Annotated in this window: 17 protein-coding genes and 1 pseudogene; 16 read left to right on the top strand and 2 right to left on the bottom strand. The window is 69.6% G+C overall.

The annotated features are described in order from the left end of the window. From ACXJKQ_RS14400 to dprA, 16 genes and pseudogenes are all read left to right on the top strand, one after another. Positions 1-351 (top strand): annotated as a pseudogene (locus ACXJKQ_RS14400) (succinate dehydrogenase/fumarate reductase flavoprotein subunit); the annotation flags it as partial. Between the two features lie 85 nt (positions 352-436). After that, positions 437-1,261 (top strand): succinate dehydrogenase iron-sulfur subunit, encoded by an 825-nt coding sequence (locus ACXJKQ_RS14395; RefSeq protein WP_457106409.1) that lies wholly within the window; start codon positions 437-439, stop codon positions 1,259-1,261. Positions 1,262-1,432: 171 nt separating this feature from the next. Beyond that, positions 1,433-2,011 carry an AprI/Inh family metalloprotease inhibitor gene (locus ACXJKQ_RS14390; protein ID WP_457106408.1) on the top strand — a complete coding sequence of 193 codons (579 nt, stop codon included), beginning with the start codon at positions 1,433-1,435 and terminating at the stop codon, positions 2,009-2,011. A 128-nt stretch (positions 2,012-2,139) separates the two neighbouring features. Next, complete coding sequence (locus ACXJKQ_RS14385; RefSeq protein WP_457106407.1) at positions 2,140-4,005, top strand: ABC transporter ATP-binding protein; 1,866 nt, start codon at positions 2,140-2,142, stop codon at positions 4,003-4,005. Positions 4,006-4,202: 197 nt separating this feature from the next. Next, the gene (petA, locus tag ACXJKQ_RS14380; protein WP_457106406.1) at positions 4,203-4,772 is read left to right on the top strand and encodes a ubiquinol-cytochrome c reductase iron-sulfur subunit; all 570 of its coding nucleotides are present in this window, start codon (positions 4,203-4,205) and stop codon (positions 4,770-4,772) included. Positions 4,773-4,785: 13 nt separating this feature from the next. Next, the gene (locus tag ACXJKQ_RS14375) at positions 4,786-6,072 is read left to right on the top strand and encodes a cytochrome b (RefSeq protein WP_457106405.1); all 1,287 of its coding nucleotides are present in this window, start codon (positions 4,786-4,788) and stop codon (positions 6,070-6,072) included. An 18-nt stretch (positions 6,073-6,090) separates the two neighbouring features. Next, a complete protein-coding gene (locus ACXJKQ_RS14370; protein ID WP_457106404.1) occupies positions 6,091-7,002 on the top strand; it encodes a cytochrome c1 in 912 nt (303 codons plus the stop codon). 297 nt (positions 7,003-7,299) lie between these two features. Further along, complete coding sequence (locus ACXJKQ_RS14365) at positions 7,300-8,175, top strand: S-methyl-5'-thioadenosine phosphorylase (RefSeq protein ID WP_457106403.1); 876 nt, start codon at positions 7,300-7,302, stop codon at positions 8,173-8,175. An 84-nt stretch (positions 8,176-8,259) separates the two neighbouring features. After that, positions 8,260-8,847 carry an imidazoleglycerol-phosphate dehydratase HisB gene (hisB, locus tag ACXJKQ_RS14360; protein ID WP_457106402.1) on the top strand — a complete coding sequence of 196 codons (588 nt, stop codon included), beginning with the start codon at positions 8,260-8,262 and terminating at the stop codon, positions 8,845-8,847. A gap of 72 nt (positions 8,848-8,919) precedes the next feature. Next, a complete protein-coding gene (locus ACXJKQ_RS14355; protein ID WP_457106412.1) occupies positions 8,920-9,399 on the top strand; it encodes a DUF2628 domain-containing protein in 480 nt (159 codons plus the stop codon). Between the two features lie 19 nt (positions 9,400-9,418). Further along, the gene (hisH, locus tag ACXJKQ_RS14350) at positions 9,419-10,078 is read left to right on the top strand and encodes an imidazole glycerol phosphate synthase subunit HisH (RefSeq protein ID WP_457106401.1); all 660 of its coding nucleotides are present in this window, start codon (positions 9,419-9,421) and stop codon (positions 10,076-10,078) included. Between the two features lie 37 nt (positions 10,079-10,115). Then, a complete protein-coding gene (hisA, locus tag ACXJKQ_RS14345) occupies positions 10,116-10,859 on the top strand; it encodes a 1-(5-phosphoribosyl)-5-[(5-phosphoribosylamino)methylideneamino]imidazole-4-carboxamide isomerase (RefSeq protein ID WP_457106400.1) in 744 nt (247 codons plus the stop codon). 273 nt (positions 10,860-11,132) lie between these two features. Then, on the top strand, positions 11,133-11,936 hold the full coding sequence (gene hisF / locus ACXJKQ_RS14340; RefSeq protein ID WP_457106399.1) for an imidazole glycerol phosphate synthase subunit HisF: 804 nt from the start codon (positions 11,133-11,135) through the stop codon (positions 11,934-11,936). Further along, entirely contained in the window at positions 11,933-13,237 is a 1,305-nt protein-coding gene (locus tag ACXJKQ_RS14335) for a dihydroorotase (protein WP_457106398.1), read from the top strand. Before hisF ends, ACXJKQ_RS14335 begins: the two co-directional genes overlap by 4 nt. Beyond that, positions 13,237-13,839, top strand: coding sequence for a glycerol-3-phosphate 1-O-acyltransferase PlsY (gene plsY / locus ACXJKQ_RS14330; protein WP_457106397.1), 603 nt, complete (start codon positions 13,237-13,239; stop codon positions 13,837-13,839). Before ACXJKQ_RS14335 ends, plsY begins: the two co-directional genes overlap by 1 nt. A 52-nt stretch (positions 13,840-13,891) precedes the next feature. Continuing rightward, positions 13,892-15,103: a DNA-processing protein DprA gene (dprA, locus tag ACXJKQ_RS14325; protein ID WP_457106396.1), complete on the top strand. Its 1,212-nt coding sequence runs from the start codon at positions 13,892-13,894 to the stop codon at positions 15,101-15,103. Here the strand turns inward: dprA and ruvX are convergent. Then, entirely contained in the window at positions 15,093-15,593 is a 501-nt protein-coding gene (gene ruvX, locus ACXJKQ_RS14320) for a Holliday junction resolvase RuvX (protein ID WP_457106395.1), read from the bottom strand. The genes dprA and ruvX overlap by 11 nt on opposite strands. Further along, a complete protein-coding gene (locus ACXJKQ_RS14315) occupies positions 15,590-16,159 on the bottom strand; it encodes an SMI1/KNR4 family protein (RefSeq protein WP_457106394.1) in 570 nt (189 codons plus the stop codon). Before ACXJKQ_RS14315 ends, ruvX begins: the two co-directional genes overlap by 4 nt. Positions 16,160-16,215 lie beyond the last annotated feature (56 nt).

The raw sequence follows: 16,215 nt of genomic DNA, 5'->3' as shown, positions 1-16,215 counted from the left end.
GTGCTCGAGGAGGGCAAGGGCCTGATCCACAAGGTCTGGAACGCTGCCGCCGACGTGAAGATCACCGACCGGTCGCTCGTCTGGAACACCGACCTCCTGGAGACCCTGGAGTTCGACAACCTGATCGGCCAGGCGGTGGTGACGATGGAATCGGCCGCCAACCGCACGGAATCCCGCGGCGCCCATGCCCGCGAGGACTTCCCGGACCGCGATGACAAGGACTGGATGAAGCACACCCTGTCCTGGCTCGACGAGGGTCGGCATCAGGTCAACATCGATTACCGACCGGTGCACACCTACACGATGTCGAATGAGATCCAGTACATCGAGCCCAAGGCGCGCGTGTACTGATCGAACACTCTGCAACACGATTGCGGCGGCGGAGCCTCGCTCCTCCGGCCGCCGCGTCCTGATCCAGCGGAAGCCGTCGAGAACCATGGCCCAGTTCAACCTTCCGAAGAACTCGCAGATCACACAGGGGAAGTCCTGGCCGGCACCTCCGGGTGCCAGGAACCTGCAGACCTTCCGGATCTACCGCTGGAATCCGGATGACGGGGCCAATCCGCGGATCGACACCTATCAGGTCGACCGCGAGGATTGCGGCCCGATGGTCCTCGACGCGCTGCTCTGGATCAAGAACAAGGTCGACTCGACGCTGGTCTTCCGCCGCTCCTGCCGCGAGGGCATCTGCGGTTCCTGCGCGATGAACATCGAGGGGCAGAACGCCCTCGCCTGCACCATGGGCATCGACGAGTGCAGGAGCCCCGACAACGCCCTTCCGGTGATGACCCGCAAGGACAAGGACGGGGCGATCCGGATCTATCCGCTGCCGCACATGCCGGTCCTCAAGGACCTCGTGCCGGATCTCACGAACTTCTACGCCCAGCATGCCGCCATCGAGCCCTGGCTCCAGACCGAGACGCCCGCGCCCGAGAAGGAGTGGCGCCAGACGCCGGAGGATCGCTCCCGCCTCGACGGCCTCTACGAGTGCATCCTGTGCGCGTGCTGCACCACGTCATGCCCGAGCTACTGGTGGAACGGCGACAAGTTCCTCGGCCCGGCGGCCCTGCTTCAGGCCTATCGCTGGCTGATCGATTCGCGCGACGAGAACACGGGCCACCGCCTCGACGGGCTGCACGATCCGTTCCGGCTGTACCGCTGCCACACGATCATGAACTGCGCCAACACCTGCCCGAAGAACCTGAACCCGGCGAAGGCCATCGCCGAGATCAAGAAGATGATGGTGGAGCGCACGGTCTGATCGCAGGCGCCGGCAGAGCGTTGAGGCCTGTCGGCCACACCGCGCCGAAAAGGCCCGCTCTCCGCAGCGAAGTCGTCCGCGCAGGAGAGCGCCGCCTTGCGGTCAGCGCAATTGGCACGGAGTCAGGGGACAAGCGCGTTCGCGCCTCCAAGCCTGATCCGAAGTGAACCGATGCTGCGACCGAGCCTGTCGACGTTCGCCGTTCTCTGCCTGAGCGCCAGCTTGGCCGCCTGCGCCTCGAGCCGCCTTGACGGGCCTCGCACCCGGGCTCCGTCGCCGCAGGCCTCCCTGGAGGCCGTGCCGGCCATGCCGTCGGGAACCGTGACCGCGGCGCCGCTGGCACCGCCGCCGGGCGTCACCGCCAGCCCGGACGCCCCGCCCGCGCCCGGCCCGCAGGCGTCCGCCGCAGCCCCGACGGTGATCGCCGAGCCGGTGGCGCCTCCGGCACCTCCGCCACCGGTCATCACCAGCGGTCGCGCCTCCGTGGTCGGAAGCTGGGACGCCCGGGATGCGACCGGTGCGAATTGCAAGGTGACCCTGTCGAGCACACCCGCCCTGGATCTTTACCGGGCCACGGCGACGGGCTGTGCCAACAAGGATCTGGCCCGGGTTTCGGCCTGGGACTTCCGGGACGGCGAGGTCTACCTCTACCAGCAGGGCGGCTCCGTGGCGGCGCGCCTGCGCCAGGGCGGCGGCGGCCTGGAAGGGGCGCTGACCAAGTCGGGCGCCGCGCTCGCGCTGAACCGCTGAGGCGGCGCCAAGTCTGAGCCGGCGCTAAGTCTGAGCCGGCGCTACTTCGGCGCGACCACACCGCACGGTTGGCGCCCGGCGGAGGGGCCTTACATGAAGGGCTCCCGCCGCATCACGCCCCCGTAAACATGTTCCTGGACTGGCTTGAGCGCCGCGTCGATCCGTTCGCGCCCTTCGACGAGGCGCGGATGCCGCCGCGCTCGATCCTGGGTTTCGCCTGGTTCTATCTGCGGCCGATCCGTGCCGCGTTGGCGGCTTTGTTCGTCATCGCAGTGATCGCCGGGACGGTCGAGGCCTCGCTCTATCTCGTGATGCGCTGGTTTATCGACCTGATCGGCACGGCCGACCGGGCCACCGTCCTGTCTGACCACGCGACCGGACTCGCTCTCGTCATCCTGCTCGTCGCGGTGGTGCGGCCGCTATCGATCTGGGCGCACGAGGTTCTGTCGAACCAGCTCGTGGTCCCCCAATCGACGAACCAGATCCGCTGGCGGGCGCATCTCTACACCCTCGGTCACGCGCTCTCGTATTTCCAGGGCGACTTCTCAGGGCGGCTGGCCAACCGCGTGGTGCAGGTGGGGCCGGCGGTGCGGGAACTCGCCGTCGTCTTCATCGACACGCTGCTTTACGTGGCGATCTACGCGATCACCGCGGTCGGCCTGTTCAGCGCGATCTCCCCGTGGCTTGCCGTCCCGGTCCTGGTGTGGATCGCCGCCTACGCGGCCCTTACGACGTGGTTCGTCCCGCGGGCGCGGGCGCGCTCGCACCTGACCGCCGACACGCGCTCGACGCTCATCGGCCGCATCGTCGACAGCTACACCAACATTCTGACGGTGAAGCTCTTCGCCCGCGACCGCGAGGAACGGGCCGCGGTTGAGGACGCTGTGGCCGTCCACACCGCTGCCTACCTGCACCAGTTCCGCTTGGTGACCCTGACGACGAGCCTCCTCGGCATCCTGAACAGCTTTCTCCTGATCGCCACCGGCGCCGCCTGCCTGATCCTCTGGCGCTCGGGCGGAATGACGACCGGCGAGGCGTCGGCTGGCCTCGCCCTGGTGCTCCGGCTGATCGCCATGTCCGGCTGGGTGATGCAGACCGTCCGCGGCGTCTTCGAGAATGTCGGCGTGGTCCAGGAGAGCATGCAGACCATGGCGCGGCCGCACGCCCTGGTCGACGCATCGGATGCCAAGCCCCTGGTCGTCAACGGCGGCGAGATCCGGTTCGACGATGTCGGCTTCCACTACGGCCGCGGCGACGCCACTGTCATCGAGGATTTTTCCCTGACGATCCGCCCAGGCGAGAAGGTCGGGCTGGTGGGCGTGAGCGGCGCGGGCAAGTCGACCCTGGCGGGGCTGCTCCTGCGCCTCTACGACGTGGAGAGCGGGCGCATCCTGGTCGACGGCCAGGACATCGCGCGGGTCACCCAGCAGTCCCTGCGCGAGGCCATCGCGATGGTCAGCCAGGACACCTCGCTCCTCCACCGCTCGATCCGCGACAACATCGGCTATGGCCGACCCGGCGCCACCCAGGCCGAGATCGAGCGGGCGGCGCGTCTGGCGCACGCGGACACGTTCATCGCCGATCTGGTCGATCACAAGGGGCGGCGTGGGTATGACGCCCAGGTCGGCGAGCGCGGCGTCAAGCTGTCCGGCGGGCAGCGCCAGCGGATCGCCATTGCCCGGGTCATGTTGAAGGACGCCCCGATCCTGATCCTTGACGAGGCGACCTCCGCCCTCGACAGCCAGGTCGAGGCGGCGATCCAGGAATCCCTCGACACCCTGATGGCCGGCAAGACCGTGCTGGCCATCGCGCACCGCCTCTCGACGATCGCGGCCCTCGACCGGCTCGTGGTGATCGACCGCGGCCGGATCATCGAGGAGGGGACGCATGGCGAGCTGGTCGCCGCCGGCGGCGTCTATGCCGGCCTGTGGTCGCGCCAGTCCGGCGGTTTCCTGGACGACGGGACGGCCCGATACGACAGCGCCGTCGCCTGAGCGGCGGGCCGGCGCGATTGCCGGCAACATAACGCGACGATCGAGGGCAGGCCTTATCGCCGCACCGCACACAGCCGCTTGACTCGGGAGCGTCAGACGGTCTCATTGCTCAGATTAGAACCATAATGCTTTGTTCCCGGACCGAGCCGGGACGAGGGCACCTGCGGCCCTTACGTCGACGCATGGAGTTCCGAACCTTGGCGAACACATCAGCCGCCGCTCCCGCGGCCTCCGGGCATGAGGGCAGCCGCCGCGACTTTATGTTCCTGGCGACCGGTGCGGGTCTCGCGGTCGGAGCCGCGGCCGCGGCCTGGCCGTTGGTCTCCTCGATGGCGCCGGACGCCGACACGATCGCGGCCGGCGCGCCGATCGAAGTCGATCTGACGCCGATCCAGGACGGTCAGATTGTCAACGTCTTCTGGCGCGGCAAGCTGATCTTCGTGCGTAAGCTCACCGCCAAGGAGGTGGGCGACATGAAGGCGGTGCCGCTCTCCGCGATGATCGACCCGGCGGCCTTCACGGCGCGGGTCAAGAACGGCCACGATCAGTGGCTGATCGTTTACGGCAACTGCACGCACCTCGGCTGCGTGCCGATCGGTCACCAGGGCAATTTCGAGGGCTGGGCCTGCCCGTGCCACGGCTCGCAGTTCGACGCGGTGGGCCGCGTTCGCCACGGGCCGGCGCCCATCAATCTGCCGATCCCGCCCTACGCCTTCGAGACGGATACCAAGATCCGGATCGGCGAGGGCGGCAGGGAAGCGGCCTGAGGAGGACGGAAGAATGAGCGGAACGGCCAGCACTTACGTCCCCAAGAGCCGCGTAGCCAAATGGTTCGAGGCGCGCCTGCCCATCGCCGGGCTCGTGCACTCGTCCTTCATCGCCTACCCGGTTCCGCGGAACCTCAACTACTTCTGGACCTTCGGGGCGATCCTCGCCGCCTTCTTGGGCATCCAGATCATCACCGGCGTCTGGCTGGCGATGCACTACGAACCCTCGGCCACGGGTGCCTTCACCTCGGTCGAGAAGATCATGCGCGACGTGAACTATGGCTGGCTGCTGCGCTACGCGCACGCCAACGGCGCCTCGATGTTCTTCGTGGCCGTCTACGTCCACATGTTCCGCGCGCTCTATTACGGATCGTACAAGGCCCCGCGCGAGGTGCTCTACATCCTCGGCGTGGTCATCTACCTCCTGATGATGGCCACGGCCTTCCTCGGATACACGCTGCCTTGGGGCCAGATGAGCTTCTGGGGCGCCACCGTCATCACCAACATCCTGGCGGCGATCCCGGTGGTCGGCGACACAATCCAGACCCTGCTCTGGGGGGGCTACTCGGTCGGCAACCCAACGGTGAATCGCTTCTTCTCACTGCACTACCTGCTGCCGTGGATGATCGCCGGCGTGGTCGTGCTGCACGTCTGGGCGCTGCACGTCACCGGCCAGAACAACCCGGCCGGCATCCCGATCAAGTCGGGCAAGGACACGGTGCCGTTCACGCCTTACGCGACGGTCAAGGACGTGTTCGCGACCTGCGTGTTCATGATCCTGTTCGCGTGGTTCCTGTTCTTCCAGCCGAACTTCCTGGGCCACGCCGACAACTACATCCAGGCGAACCCGGCGGTGACGCCGGCACACATCGTCCCAGAATGGTACTTCCTGCCGTTCTACGCGATCCTGCGCGCGGTCCCGAGCAAGCTCGGCGGCGTCATCCTGATGTTCTCGGCGGTGATCATCCTGGCCTTCGCGCCGTGGCTCGACACCTCGCGGATCCGCTCGTGCAACTATCGGCCGCTCTACCGCCAGTTCTTCTGGGTGTTCATCGGCGTGACGCTGCTGCTCGGCTGGCTCGGCTCGCAGCCTCCGGAGGGCGGCTACGTGATCGCCTCGCAGGTCTGCACCGCCTACTACTTCGCCCACTTCCTCATCGTCATGCCGCTCTGCGGCCTGTTCGAGACGCCGAAGAAGCTACCGGGTTCGATCCTCGAGAGCGTGACCGGGCCGGGCAAGCAGGTGAGCGGATCCGGCATGCCGGCGGGCGCCGCCGCCGCTCCGACCACCAAAGGCTGACGGGCTGACGACAGGACCATGATGATGACCCGCGTCCTCTCGACGACCGCCGCGGCCGCGCTGGCGGCCCTGCTGATCGGCGCCGTGCCGGTCTCCGCCCAGGAAGGGCATGGCGGGCCGATCCCGGCCCGCGTGAGCTGGAGCTTCGCCGGCACGTTCGGCCGCTTCGATACCGCGCAGCTGCAGCGCGGCTTCCAAGTCTACAAAGAGGTCTGCTCCGCCTGCCACTCGATGAAGCTGGTCTCCTTCCGCAACCTCGCGCAGGAGGGCGGGCCGGACTTTTCGGCCGGGCAGGTAAAGGCGCTGGCCGCCACCTACCAAGTAAAGGACGGCCCCAACGATGCCGGCGACATGTTCGACCGGCCGGGCCGGCCCGCCGACACGTTCCCGCCGCCCTTCCCGAACGACCAGGCGGCGGCCGCGGCCAACGGCGGCAAGGCGCCGCCCGACTTCTCGGTCATCGCCAAGGCGCGGACCTTCTCCCGCGGCTCGCTGTACTTCCTGACCGACTGGCTGCCACTCGTCGGCTATTCGGAGCAGGGGCCGGACTACATTCACGCCCTGATCAACGGCTACGAAGAGCCGCCGAAGGACTTCGCGCTGCCGGAGGGCGGCCACTACAACAAGTACTATCCGGGCCACATCATCGCGATGCCGCCGCCGATCACGGACGGGCAGGTCACCTATCCGAAGGACGACAAGGGCCAGCCGGTCGTGCCCGAGACCGTCGATCAGTACGGCAAGGACGTCGCGGCCTTCCTCATGTGGGCAGCCGAGCCGCACATGATGGACCGCAAGGCCCTTGGATTCCGGGTGATCCTGTTCCTGATGGTGCTGTCGGGACTGCTCTACTACGTGAAGAAGAAGATCTGGGCCGATGTCGGCGGCGAGGTCCATGGCCTCCAGCCGGAGCTGCACAAGGCGTATTGAGGCGCGGCGCCTCGGTCGATGATGCGGATGGGCCTCCTTCGGGAGGCCCGTCTTTTTTGCATGTCGGGGGCATGCTACCGCTCCGCCTGCCCGACGGTTCGGCGCGTCGCGACGCCAACCCCGTCCGATTCCCCATCCCGAGGTGCTGTGGCGCAGCCCCGAAGGAGGCCATCAGGCGTCACTGCGGGTACCGGAGCCCTCCTTCGAGGCCTCCGCTTCGCTCCGGCACTTCGGGATGAGGTGGCGGGTAGGACGGGCAAGCCCTTCGATGCGCCGCATGGCGACAGGAATACCGGAATGACCACAGCGATCCTCGGGGTGATGGGTGGGTCCGGCGTGTACGATCTGCCGGGTCTCCAGGATGTGCGCGAGGAGCGCGTCGCCTCTCCCTGGGGCGTGCCCTCGGACGCCCTGCGCATCGGCCGGATCGGCGACACCAAGGTGGTGTTCCTCGCCCGGCACGGGCGGGGCCACCGCCTCTCACCCTCCGGCATCAACTACCGGGCCAATATCGACGCGTTGAAGCGGGCGGGTGTCACCGACCTCGTCTCGCTCTCGGCCTGCGGTTCCTTCCGCGAGGACCTGCCTCCCGGCCTGTTCGTGCTCGTCGACCAGTTCGTGGACCGTACCCACGGACGCGCCTCCTCGTTCTTCGGTGACGGCTGCGTCGCCCACGTCTCGCTAGCCCACCCGGTCGGGCCAGGACTTCAGGCACGGATCGCCCAGGCCGCCAGGGCCGAGGACATCGCCGTGCATCGCGGCGGCACCTACGTCTGCATGGACGGGCCGCAATTCTCGTCGCTGGCCGAATCACGGGCCTACAAGGCCCAGGGATTCGACGTGATCGGCATGACCAACATGCCGGAGGCCAAGCTCGCCCGAGAGGCCGAGATAACCTACGCCACCATCGCCATGGTGACCGATTACGATTGCTGGCATCCCGGCCACGACGCCGTCGACGTCGCCGCGGTGGTGGCGGTGGCCCGCGCCAACGCCGACAAGGCGGCCCGCCTCGTTGCGCGGCTGGCCCGCGATTTCCCGGCCGAGCGCGAGTCTTGCCCGGCGGGCTCGCACCGGGCGCTGGACGGCGCGATCATGACGGCACCCGCCGTCCGCGATCCGGCGCTTCTGGCCAAGCTCGATGCCGTGGCGGGCCGGGTGCTCAACGGTTAGACCGCGGCCCTTTCCAATCCGGAGCGAGTCCCTCTAGAAGGCGCGGGCGGCTTCAGCCGCCCAGGTCGCGAAATCCAGATCGACATGCGCAGCGCCACCATCACCCGGAAGACCGCGGAGACCGACATCGCGGTCACCGTCGCCCTCGACGGGACCGGGCGATCCAAGATCGCCACCGGTATCGGCTTCCTCGACCACATGCTGGATTTGCTGGCGCGGCACGCCCTGTTCGATCTGGACGTGAAGGTCGACGGCGACCTGCATATCGACCAGCACCATTCGGCCGAGGATTGCGGCATCGCCCTCGGTCAGGCCTTCGCCAAGGCGCTCGGCGACAAGCGCGGCGTCACGCGCTACGCCGACATCCACCTGCCGATGGACGAGGCGCTGACCCGGGTCTGCGTTGACATCTCGGGCCGTCCGTTCCTGGTGTTCCGCACCGCGTTTCGCGTGGAGAAGATCGGACAGTTCGACACCGAGCTGGTCCGCGAGTGGTTCCAGGCCTTCGCGATGAATGCTGGCCTGACCCTCCACGTGGAGACGCTCTACGGCGACAACGCCCACCACATCGCCGAGAGCTGCTTCAAGGGTCTGGCCCGGGCCTTGCGCACGGCCGTGGCGATCGATCCGCGGGAGGAGGGGCGCGTTCCCTCCACGAAGGGCTCCCTGTAGATAGTTGTCGTCGGGCGCCCCGATCGGCCACGCGGCCGCCGCGGCGCACCCTGTCGGAGTTTCGCGATGCGGATGCGCAGCTACACGCTCCACCTCCCAACGGATGCGCGGCCGGGCGAGGCGCTCGGGCTCGACCGGGCCGTCTTGGTGCGGGACGGCTTCTCCTGGTCGGCCTTCGCCTTCACGGTGTTGTGGTTCCTGTTTCATCGTCTGTGGATCGCCGCGCTGATCGTGCTGGTCGCCCTCGTGTCCCTCGCCGCGGCGGGCATCGCGTTCGGGCTTCCGACCGGCGCCGGTCTGGTCGTGACCCTGCTGGCCGCTTGGTTGATCGGTCTCGAAGCCTCGAGCCTGCGCCGCTGGACCCTGGCCCGTCGCGGCTGGCCGGCGCGCGACGCGGTGGTCGCCGCGACGCCCGAGGAGGCCGAAGGCCGGGCTCTGACCCGTTGGATCGAGGCGAGCCAAGCGGCACCTCGCGCACCGTTCCCGAGCGGCCCGAGCCGGCGTCCCGAGCCGGTGATCGGGCTGTTCCCCGCCCAGGAAGGCACCCGGTGAGCGGCCAGGCGAGACCAGCATGAGCGCCGAGACCGTCGCGATTATCGATTACGGATCGGGCAACCTCCATTCCGCCGCCAAGGCCTTCGAGCGGGCCGCCCGCGACAGCGGGCGGAACGCGCGGATCTGTCTGACCTCGGATCCGGAGGTAGTGGCCGCGGCCGACCGCGTCGTGCTGCCGGGGGTCGGAGCCTACGCGGATTGCCGCCGGGGCCTCGATGCCGTGCCCGGCATGGTGGAGGCGATGACGTACGCCGCGCATGCGGCCGGGCGACCCTTCCTCGGCATCTGCGTGGGGATGCAGCTCCTGGCGACCCGCGGGCTGGAATATACCGTCACGCCGGGGCTCGGCTGGATCCCCGGCGATGTCGGACCCATCGCGCCGTCCGACCCGTCGCTCAAGGTGCCGCATATGGGTTGGAACACCCTGCGCGCCGCATCCGACCACGCCCTGCTCGCCGGCATTCCCACCGGCGAGGACGGGCTGCACGCCTATTTCGTGCACAGCTACGCCTTGACGGCCGAGCGCGCGGAGGATGTCGTGGCGCAGGCTGAGTATGGCGGTCCGATCACCGCCCTCGTCGCCCGCGACAACGTCGCCGGCACGCAGTTCCACCCCGAGAAGAGCCAGCGGCTGGGCCTCGCGCTCATCGCCAACTTCCTGAACTGGCGCCCGTGAGCACGGTTCGGCCCCGGCAAGAAGGACGGAAGCACGCGTGATCCTGTACCCGGCGATCGACCTGAAGGAGGGGCGCTGCGTCCGCCTCGTCCAGGGTGACATGGCGCAGGCCAAGGTCTTCGGCGACGACCCGGCCGCGCAGGCCGCGATCTTCGAAGGTCAGGGCTTCTCGTGGCTCCACGTGGTCGATCTCGACGGCGCCTTCGCGGGTGCGCCGCGCAACGCCGCGGCGGTGGATGCGATCCTGGCCCGGGTCACGATCCCGGTGCAGCTCGGCGGCGGCATCCGCGAGATGAAGACCCTGGAAGGCTGGCTGGCGAAGGGCGTCGCCCGGGTGATCATCGGAACGGCCGCGGTTCGGGATCCCGAATTCGTCCGCGAGGCCGCCCGCAAGCATCCCGGCAGGATCGCTGTCGGCATCGACGCCAAGGACGGGCGCGTCGCGGTCGAGGGCTGGGCGCAGACCTCCAGTATGACGGCCGAGGAGCTGGGGCGCCGGTTCGAGGACGCGGGCGTCGCGGCGATCATCTACACCGACATCGCCCGGGACGGGATCCTGAAGGGCCTCAACGTCGAGATGACCCTGGCGCTCGCGCAGGCCGTGCGCATCCCTGTGATCGCGTCGGGCGGCCTCGCGTCGATCGACGACGTCCACCGGCTGCTGCAGCCGGATTGCGCGCTGATCGCGGGTGCCATCACGGGGCGCGCGCTCTACGATGGCCGCATCGATCCGGAGGCGGCCCTGGCCGCGATCGCTGCGGCGCGCGGCCCGGCTTCATGATAGACCGTCCGTCCTGGAGGCGCTGAGGCGGGAGGCTTCGATGACGGCGTTGAAAACCCAGCCGGGCGCGGCCGGAACCGCCTATGGGTTCAATTTCGACACTTGGACACGGGTACGGGGCGCGCGCCTGCCGCGATGCACGGGAAGAGGCATCGGCGGTAACAGGACGGTCGCTGCAGGTCTTCCCGGAGGAATGTCCCTACCCGCGTGACGAGCTGCTGACGCGGCCCTTCTCAGCGCCCCCCGAAGATACGTCGGACGGAAGAGTCGAACTTGCTCAAGACCCGCATCATCCCCTGCCTCGACGTGAAGGACGGGCGCGTCGTGAAGGGCGTGCGCTTCGAGGGCCTGCGCGATGCCGGCGATCCGGTGGAGGCCGCCAAGGTCTACGACGCGGCCGGCGCCGACGAGCTGTGCTTCCTCGACATCACCGCGAGCCGCGAGGCCCGCGGCACCCTGCTCGACATCGTCAGCCGCACCGCCGAAGCCTGTTTCATGCCGCTCACCGTCGGCGGCGGCGTCCGAACCGTAGAGGACGTGCGCGCCCTGCTCCTCGCCGGCGCCGACAAGGTCGCGATCAACACCGCCGCCGTGAAGGATCCCGACCTCGTGGCCCGGGCGGCCGAGAAGTTCGGCGCGCAATGCATCGTCGTGGCGATCGACGCCAAGCGGGTCACGCTCCCGGGTGAGCCGCCGGCCTGGGAGATCTTCACCCATGGCGGCCGCGATCCGACCGGGATCGACGCCGTGGCCTTCGCGCGGCTCGTGGCCGGCAAGGGCGCCGGCGAACTGCTGGTCACGTCCATGGACAAGGACGGCACCCGCTCCGGCTACGACCTCGCCCTGACGCGAGCGATCAGCGATGCCGTGACCGTGCCGGTCATCGCATCCGGCGGGGTCGGCGGCCTCGACGACCTCGTGGCCGGGGTCGCCGAGGGCGGCGCCAGCGCCGTGCTGGCGGCGTCCATCTTCCATTTCGGGCAGGCGAGCGTCGCCGAGGCGAAAGCGCATATGGCGGCGGCCGGCCTTGCCATGCGCCTCGACGGCCCGGCCTCTTCCGCGAGGACGCCCCTGTGAGCAGCTACCTCCTGGCGAACGCCAAACTTCTCGATCCCGCCACCGGGCGCGAGACCGCCGGCGCGGTGCTGGTCCGGGACGGCCGGATCGCCGACATCGCCGCAGGGGCCGCCCCCGGTGCTCCGGCCGACGCGACGCGCGTGGATTGCGCCGGCCGCGTGCTGACACCCGGACTGATCGACATGCGCGCCTTCGTTGGCGAGCCGGGGGCCGAGCACCGCGAGACCCTGGCCTCGGCGAGCGCCGCCGCGGCCGCGGGCGGCGTGACGACCTTGGTCTGCATGCCCGACACCAACCCGGTGATCGACGGTCCGGCCATCGTCGACTTCGTGCTCCGCCGCGCCCGCGATACCGCGAGCGTGAACGTCCTTCCCGCTGCGGCGATCACCAAGGGCCTCCTCGGCAAGGAGATGACCGAGTTCGGCCTGCTTCAGGAGGCCGGCGCGGTCGCCTTCACCGACGGGCTGCGAGCCGTGGCCAACGCCCAGGTGATGCGCCGCGCGCTGACCTACGCCCGGGACTTCGACGCGCTGATCATGCAGCACGTCGAGCAATCGGACCTCGTAGCCGAAGGGGTGATGAACGAGGGCGAACTCGCCTCGCGCCTCGGCCTGATGGGCATTCCCCGCGAGGCGGAGACCGTGATGTTGGAGCGGGACCTCCGCCTCGTGCGTCTGACCGGCGCCCGTTACCACGCGGCGATGATCTCCTGCTCCGATTCGGTGGAGATCGTCCGCCGAGCCAAGCAGGACGGCCTGCCGGTGACCTGCGGGGTGTCGGTGAACAATCTCGTCCTCAACGAGAACGACATCGGCCATTACCGCACCTTCTGCCGGCTCTCGCCGCCGCTGCGTGACGAGGCCGACCGCCACGCGGTGGTGCGCGCCCTCGACGAGGGCGTGATCGACGTGATCGTCTCCGATCACAACCCGCAGGACGTTGAGACCAAGCGCCTGCCCTTCGCCGAGGCGGCCGACGGGGCGCTGGGGATCGAGACCCTCCTCGGCGCGTCCCTGCGCCTCGTCCATGCGGGCGACCTGGCCCTGTCGAGGCTCATCGCCGCGCTCACCGTGAACCCCGCCCGGATCCTCGGCCGTGCGGCGGGCCGGCTGGCGGTTGGGGCGCCTGCCGACCTGGTGCTGATCGACCCCGATCTGCCCTACGTCCTCGACAAGCGCCGGCTGAAATCACGCTCCAAGAACTCGCCATTCGACGAGGCGCGCCTCCAGGGCGCGGCGGTGCTGACGCTGGTCGGCGGCCGGGTCGTCCACGCGACCGCCGACCTCGCGGCGGCCGCGTGATGCTGCCGGATCTCGCGACACCGGCCGCGCTGGGCGGCCTCGTCCTCGGCTACGCCCTGGGCGCGATCCCGTTCGGACTGATCCTGACGAAGTTCGCCGGCCTCGGCGACGTGCGGGCCATCGGCTCGGGCAACATCGGCGCCACCAACGTGCTGCGAACCGGCCGCAAGGGCCTGGCAGCCGCCACCCTTCTCGGCGATGCCCTCAAGGGCACGGCAGCGGTCCTGATCGCCCGCAACCTGGGGGAGGGGCCGGCACTGGCCGCGGGGCTCGGCGCGTTCCTGGGCCATCTCTTCCCGGTCTGGCTGGGATTCCGGGGCGGCAAGGGAGTCGCGACGTTCATCGGCGTGCTGCTCGCCTTCAACCTCCCGGCTCTGGGGATCTTCGCCGCGATCTGGCTCGGACTCGCCTTCGCCCTCAAGTATTCGTCGTTGGCCGCACTGGCGGCATCCGCTGCGACACCTTTGGCATTGTGGGCGCTGGGCACCCCGCCGCAAGCGTTGCTGTTCCTGATCCTGTGCCTGCTGCTATGGTGGAAGCACGCGCCGAACATCCGCCGACTCGCGTCCGGCACCGAGGGGCGCATCGGCCAGAAGGGTTGAGCGCAAGCGCGCGGTGCGGCCCCTGGAGCGAGGGGCGGCCCTTGGGGGGTGCATGCAGCTCACCGATGCGCAGCGGCTGGACTGGCTGCGGTTGATCCGCACCGAAAGTGTCGGGCCGCGCACCTTCCGCACCCTCGTCAACCGGTTCGGCGGCGCCGCCGCCGCCCTTGAGGCGTTGCCGGACCTGACCCGTCGCCAGGGCAAACGGGTCGCGCCGCCGACCAGGGCTCAGGCGGAGGAGGAACTCGCGGCGCTTGGGCGCCTCGGCGGCCGGCTGATCGCCCTGGGCGAAGCGGACTATCCCCGCCTTCTCACCCAGGTCGACGCGGCGCCGCCGCTCCTGGCCCTGCGCGGCGCCGGGATCCTGAACCGGCCGGCCGCAGCGCTCGTAGGCTCGCGCAACGCCTCGACGGCGGGACTCGCCTTCACGGAGCGGCTGGCCCGCGGCCTGGGCGAGGCGGGTCTCGTCGTGGTTTCGGGCCTCGCCCGCGGAATCGACGCGCGGGCGCACAGGGTAAGCCTGCGGACCGGGACCATCGCGGTGATGGCGGGCGGCCAGGACCGCATCTACCCGGCGAGCCACGCTGCCCTGGTCGAGGAGATTTTGGGAGAGGGGGGCGCCATACTCGCCGAGATGCCCATGGGCTGGGAGCCCCGCGGGCGCGACTTTCCCCGCCGCAACCGCATCATCTCCGGCCTGTCGTACGGGACCATCGTGGTCGAGGCCGCCCGCCGCTCCGGCTCGCTGATCACGGCGCGTTACGCCCTGGAGCAGAACCGGGAGGTCTTCGCGGTCCCGGGTTCGCCCCTCGATCCGCGCGCCGAGGGCACGAACGATCTGATCCGCCAGGGCGCCACGCTCGTCTCCGAGGTGGGCCACGTCCTCGACGTCATCGGTCCGATCGTCGAGCGGGGACCCGACCTGGACGCCGCGCCCGCGCGGGGCCGGCCGGACCTCGCAGACCAGCCCGACTTCTGGGACGAGATCGAGCTGGATGCATCCGGGACCAATCTCGCCTTGGCACCGATGCGACTCGACCGCGACGCCACCGACCATGCCGAGTACGAGGATAACCTCCTCGAGCCCGCCGACGATCGCGCCCGCATCGTCGCGCTCCTGGGACCGAGCCCGGTCGGCACCGACGAGCTGGCGCGGAGTGCCGGCGTCGGTGCCCGGGTCGTGCAGACCGTCCTGCTGGAACTGGAACTGGACGGCCGGATCGAGCGCCACGGCAGCGGCGCGGTCTCGCTCGTCAGCCGCTGAGGGAATCGTCCTCGGAATCCGCATCGGCCAGGTGGCGCATCACGTCGAGGAAGCCCTGAAGGATGTAGGCGGCCGCCAGCTTGTCGACGAGTTCACCCCGCCGCGCCCGGGAGGCGTCGGCCTCGATCAGCGCCCGCGTCACCACCGCCGTCGACAGCCGCTCGTCGAAATAGACGTGGGGCAGGGGAAGGATCGGCGCGAGGTTGCGCATGAAGGCGCGGGTCGACTGCACCCGCGGCCCCTCGCTGCCATCCATGTTCAGCGGCAGCCCGACCACCAGCCCGCCGACGGCGTGCTGCCGGCACAGGGCGGCGAGGCGCTGCGCGTCCGGGGTGAACTTGACCCGGCGGATCGTCTCCAGCGGGGACGCGATCTGGCGCCCCAGGTCCGACAGGGCCAGCCCGATCGTCTTGGTGCCGAGATCGATGCCGATCAGGCGCGCCCCGCCTCGGGAAGCGGCCGCGAAGGTGCGGATCGCGTCGTGGTTCATGGGTCCGCCTGCGCGCTGCGGGCGAGGGTGGCCTCCGAGAAACCCTCGAAACGCGAGGCCAGAGGCTCCGCCCCCGGCCCAAGCACCAGGGCCGCGGAGGGTGCCGTGACCCGGGTGAAGAAGTCGGTCAGGCTCTCGCCGCCGAACCGCACCGTCACGAGATCCGGCGCGAGCAGCCAGATGTCGTATTCCCCCTCCGTCCCGGCGACGTCCCAGAACAGGAAGCTGCCATCCTCGCCGGCGCCGAAGAAGCAGGCGCGCTCGACGATGTCCGGATCGCCGCCCTCGACGTCGAACCGGTGCGCCTCGGATCCGTCCTCCAGCATCGCGACGGCGGCGCCGACGCTGTGGGCGATGAGGTTCGCCTGGGTCGCCAGATCGCAGGCCCCGAACGGCGCCGGCACGGCGATGCGGAACTGTCCGCCCGCGAGACCGACGCCGCAGGTTCGGCAGAAATCGCGATAGGAGGCCGGCAGCGCGAAGCCCAGCTCCGCCGCCGCCCGGTCGAAACCCGCCGCATCCGGGATGAACCCCGGCGTCAGGCTGACGAACACCTGCTCCCACATCGCTCCCGCTCCACCGTCCACAGGCTTGAGGCCCTCCGCAGATCGCCCCCGGTGCA

The organism is Methylobacterium sp. P5_C11 (genome assembly GCF_054049775.1).
This window is presented reverse-complemented; position numbering and strand designations above follow the sequence as displayed.